This window comes from uncultured Lamprocystis sp. (genome assembly GCF_903933125.1).
In the GTDB taxonomy this organism is placed as follows: domain Bacteria; phylum Pseudomonadota; class Gammaproteobacteria; order Chromatiales; family Chromatiaceae; genus Thiodictyon.
Genome location: NZ_CAIZIZ010000201.1, coordinates 1 through 4,805, shown reverse-complemented (window position 1 = coordinate 4,805; position 4,805 = coordinate 1). Strand labels below are relative to the sequence as shown.

Annotated in this window: 5 protein-coding genes; 2 read left to right on the top strand and 3 right to left on the bottom strand. The window is 56.7% G+C overall.

Annotated elements, in window-relative coordinates; all coding sequences use genetic code 11:
- The first annotated feature begins 287 nt into the window (after positions 1-287).
- Positions 288-563 (top strand): DUF6516 family protein, encoded by a 276-nt coding sequence (locus QZY03_RS10125; RefSeq protein WP_295580600.1) that lies wholly within the window; start codon positions 288-290, stop codon positions 561-563.
- 10 nt (positions 564-573) lie between these two features.
- Entirely contained in the window at positions 574-921 is a 348-nt protein-coding gene (locus QZY03_RS10120) for a transcriptional regulator (protein WP_295580598.1), read from the top strand.
- 240 nt (positions 922-1,161) lie between these two features.
- Here the strand turns inward: QZY03_RS10120 and QZY03_RS10115 are convergent, their stop codons facing one another.
- The 3 genes from QZY03_RS10115 to QZY03_RS10105 all read right to left on the bottom strand — a co-directional run bounded on the left by QZY03_RS10115 (position 1,162) and on the right by QZY03_RS10105 (position 4,614).
- Entirely contained in the window at positions 1,162-1,455 is a 294-nt protein-coding gene (locus tag QZY03_RS10115) for a transposase (protein ID WP_295580596.1), read from the bottom strand.
- 347 nt (positions 1,456-1,802) lie between these two features.
- Positions 1,803-2,924: an ATP-binding domain-containing protein gene (locus QZY03_RS10110; RefSeq protein ID WP_295580594.1), complete on the bottom strand. Its 1,122-nt coding sequence runs from the start codon at positions 2,922-2,924 to the stop codon at positions 1,803-1,805.
- A 175-nt stretch (positions 2,925-3,099) separates the two neighbouring features.
- Complete coding sequence (locus tag QZY03_RS10105; RefSeq protein ID WP_295580592.1) at positions 3,100-4,614, bottom strand: hypothetical protein; 1,515 nt, start codon at positions 4,612-4,614, stop codon at positions 3,100-3,102.
- Between the last annotated feature and the right edge of the window lie 191 nt (positions 4,615-4,805).

Sequence of the window (4,805 nt, the reverse complement as noted above, 5' to 3'; positions counted from 1 at the left end):
GCGCTTATCCACCCTACGAAACCGGCTCCGTTGTAGGGTGGATAAGGCGCGCCGCTCGGTCTCGGGGACTCGGCACGGCGGTCGCGCGCGCCGCATCCACCAGAGGTCGCGCGGTGCCGCCCAAATTTGGAATTGCTGGCGGCGTCAGCGCCGGTCGGCGCAGGCGTTGGCTGTTGCGGTTCCGTTAACCCCCGCCAGCCCGCGCCGTGACTGCGGTCGCGCGGTCATGCTTCAGAGCTGCGCGTTGTCTCATTGACGACAGATTACGCTGTTGTTAGGCTGACAACATGGCGGCCGAACTCATCCAGAAACGACGCTATGCCCTCGGCGATGACCGATTCGTCGAAGTATCGATCTGGCGACTCGTGGACCCGCTACCCCCCAGCACCCACGGCTTCAAGTACCGCTTGGCCTTGGTCGCCAACGGCGTCTGCGTCCTGCGCTACGACAACGAGCGCGGCAAGGGCGACCACAAACACCTGGGTGAACAGGAGGTCCCATACACCTTCATCAGCCTGGATCAACTGGTCGATGACTTCTGGTTTGACGTTGATCGCTTCTGAGGAATCCGCCATGACCATGCTGACCATTGATGTCGCTGACCTGGAGACCATGAAGGCGAGCATGAAGGCCGCGTTCCGCGGGGTGCCGCAGGGTTGTATCTATTCCTTCTCCAGCGAAGAACACCTGCTGGCGACCCTGAACGCGAACCGCTGGGCCATCCTCAAGGCACTGACCGGTGCCGGCCCGCTCGGGGTGCGCGAACTGGCGGAGCGACTCGGGCGCGACGTGAAGGGCGTGCATACGGACGCTCAGGTACTGGTCAACTGCGGGCTGATCGACAAGACCAACGAGAGCAAGTTGAGCCTGCCGTACGATGAGGTGCGCCTGGAATTGATCGTCCGGGCCGCGGCGGCTTAAACGGATAGGAAATGCTACCACCGGAGACCCCGCCAAGGCCCGGCTTTAGCCGTAGGACACCGGGCAAACGGCTGTTGGCTGAGTTGGGCGGTCTGGGGGTGGGCGTCGAGCGAAAAGCCACCGTGTTCCCAGGTCAGCATGTCCTGGGCGTCCGCGGCCTCCAGCAGCCCGCTGCGGGCGAAACAGCGCAGCGCGCCCGTCGGCGGATCTGGGTGGCGATGGCCGCGAGCGCCTCCGCGCTCAGGGGTTGGGCGGGTCGGAACTGGACCTGACCGTCGGGCCGCCCTCAAACACCCCGTCAAGCACGCAGCAATGGAAATGGACGTGGCGGTTCAGTGCCGCGCCGAACCGGTGCACAACGCTCACCGCTCCGAACCGTGCGCCCGGCGACGCCCCCGGACTGGTCTGTCGCAGCTGGCGCTCGATGACCCGCAGGAAGATATGCGGCACCGCACTGAGCGCCCAGGGTTCGCGCTCCAGGTACCAGCGCAGCCGCTTTGGACACCAGGATCCGGCACCGACTCGGGATCTCACCAGGCACCAAGCTAGACTTCGAGTTGGAGGGCGACAGCATTCGCGTACGGCCGCTACGGACGATCAAGCGCACCCAAGTCGACGACGGGTACGGAATGCTGCGGTGTGATCAATCTGGCGAACGGCGCCTCGCCGATTTCGACGTCGCGACCGCGATGCGTGGCGGCACCGATGATCGCTCTTGAACCAGTCAAGGCCTGGACTTCGCGGACGCTCTACACCTTTGATGACCAGCGGTTTGCGCGGCACGCGAAGCACCTGCTTTCCTCACCAAAGGTTAGAGCACCGGGGTCCGTCAAGTCCGATCCTTCGCGTTCTCCGTGAAACACCGACGCCTCGGCACTCAGTCAAACCGTCCACGAATCACAGAAATTGGGCCTCATTGATTCCATCTGCTGCGGAAGAGCGCCAAAGCAGGCGACGCCCAAGTATGTAGCGGCCCGCGTCGCCCCCACATAAAGATACTTTCCGAAAAGATCCGGCAATGCTTTTTCGAGCGCGTCAATACCCACAAAGAATACCGCCTCGAATTCAAGCCCTTTGATATGTCGAACATCGAACACCCGCACATCTGTACCCTCGCCAAGCGACTGACCCTCGCGGCACGCGACCGCGCGGAGATTGACGTCTTCCAACAGCTCGTTAAGCGCTTCCGCCATGGGCTTAACTTCCGATTCGGAATTTACAAGCACGGCAACGGTTGGCATTTGACCAATATTGACCATTCGCTCAATCTCCCGAATTCTCTCGGACAACCAAGTTGAAGCGCCACCGAGCGAAACACATTGCTCTAAGAGAGCCGGGGCAACGCCGGTATGATTCATCTTCTCCGGCAACTGACCCCGATTCTTCGAGTCTCCGTCACTCGCCCGCAACAGTGCCGACGAAAACTCATTGAGAATCCTGCTCTGCCGGTAGACCGTATTGATCGTGCGAGTGTCGATGCGCCCGGATATCCAACTAATTTGCTCCAGCGTTCGGGTCCCCCATCTTGTAATTCTTTGATTAAAATCTCCGCAAGCAAAAAAAGAGCGTGTCTCCAAAGCGGTCAAGCACTCCATGCAAGCCAATTGAATCGGCGAGAAATCCGTCGCCTCATCAACCAAGATTTGTGCCTTAAACTCATCCGCAATAACACGCAGAAATGCAAAGCGAGATTCGTCGAACTGTCGTCCGACAAAACGTTCGCCTAGTAATTCCCGCGTCACCTTGAGCATCAAGAGAACGATAGCATCCAGCTCCAATGGCCCGAGTTGTTTCTGACTCTCGAGATTAGTTGCGTACCAAGCGCCTTCTTTCCATGCCGTTTTTCGAAATTCGCGATAACTGGCGGGAACGTCGGCGACAAACTTTCTCGAAGGATTAATAAAACGCCTTAGCCCATTCTGTAAAGCAATGCTCTCTCCGATTGAAAGCAGCGTTAAATCGTCCGGAATACGTTCTCCGAGCCACTCTCGGATCTTCTGCACGAAACTATCCTTTGATGCCGAGCGCTTAAGAAATCTGTATCGGGCAAGGCTACGCAGCGCCCGACTGTAGACCCTCTCGGCCTTCTGAAGTGAAGTTAAGTACTTCAAGTGAAATATTTGTAGGCGCCAATAATTGCAAAGCATTGATTTAAAAGAAAGATAAATAATTAAGCGCTCATAGCGAATATATTGATGTACTTACCTGGACCGGCGACTCCTCAACCACATCATCGTCGAACTCGTCTTCAGCATCAGATTCATCATCCGCCTGGACAGTGTCGATGAATGCAGCAAACGCCCTCAAGAATTCGCGATCCGCATTGAAAGTCCGCACAAGGCACGCTCTGATCCGTCTGTCAGATTCATCCTTCAATGACTTCACAAATGGGAGCAGGTCACCCTCAAATTCCGCTAATTTGCGGAATACCTCAATTAACCGTGTTTGATCCGCAACGGTCATGACGACCTTAATCTTATCAATCAGTAGCTGGCTGTCAGTGTTCCTCAGCGACTGCAATAACTCAGTGCCCTTTTGCAAGAATGACAGAACCCGCAACCGGTGAAACTCCTGGAATGCTTCAAACCACGCGACTGGATTCTCTTCTACCTCAGCCCGGACTATTCCGAGCTGGGGCTTGAAGATAAATTGTCCGGTTGCGGTTGATGACTGGAGCACCCCAAGCACGCGGCGCGCGATATCGCCACGATATGACTCCCACGTCCTGATTTGCTGATCCGAAGCGGGAACCTGTTCTTGATTGAATGCCTCCTTGACGAAGTGCTTCAGGAGGTCCGTCGGCGTGAACATGAGCCAACTTCGCTGATGCGGGCGGGCATCCGTCGCCAGCCGCGAGACAAGGGCACGTTCGCCAGGCTCCAAAAAATCCAAGTTCAATTTCTGACCCAGCCTGCGAATAAGGGTGGTCGTCTTGCCGGTACCCGGTGGTCCGAGAATTAGCAATTGACGATTGATCGGCAGGCGGAATATTTCGTCCTGAATGCGATCGAGAATTGGTTGATCACGGAGCGCCATTGCCGCACGCACTTCGTGCTGAAGACCTTCAAAAATGCCTCCCTCACCACCTCCAGCAAGAAGTTCCATCAATGCCGCTTCGGCGTGCAGTACACCGCGCTGTCGGAGCAGTGCCAACAACGATTCGACGGTGATTGGACCATACGCATCGCCCTCAAAGATGCTGATCTTAGAGTCCCAGTTGCCATCCTGTTTATTCGGCTTGTAGCGAGCAGTCTCGATTAACTCGAAATTGCGTTCCGAGCCACCTATACTTAAGCTAACAGCCTCGCCGATAGAAAGGGAGGCCAAACGCCCGACGGCAGACTGGTAACTTGCGAGTTTGATATTTCCATCAAGAGGCACCGTCGATTTTCGCGAGATATAAAATATGTTCCGTCGCCCTTCCTCATCAAGTGCAACAACGCGGGCAATGGCTGGCTCTTCGGCTAAGGTGCGATATCCTTCAAGATTACTGGAGCTGATTGCACCAAGATCTCTGGCTGGATCGCTGTCGCCAATTTTTCTGACCCCTGGCATCGTGTTGCAAATAATCAGGGGATCAATGCTCACCTCCGTTGATTCGTGGAGTTTCCGCTTTGCCTTTTGGGCAATCATCGCGAAAATTTCCAAGGACTCTCGCGAAATGCTCTTTATCTGAACGTAGTCATCGGGCATTATGGTGTTCCGTGTTGCGTTTCAACTTGTTATAACGGAGGATGGGATAAACTCGACTTTGGCCATTTTTGCAGCTGGGCGCAGGCCCCGCAACTGACGCCACGGCGGTGCCGAAGCGTGTGCTGAGCCGGGGGTTGCGGCGGCCGATCGTCGCGGCCAGCCGCCGTCCATCGGCGGGCGTGGCCCGCGGC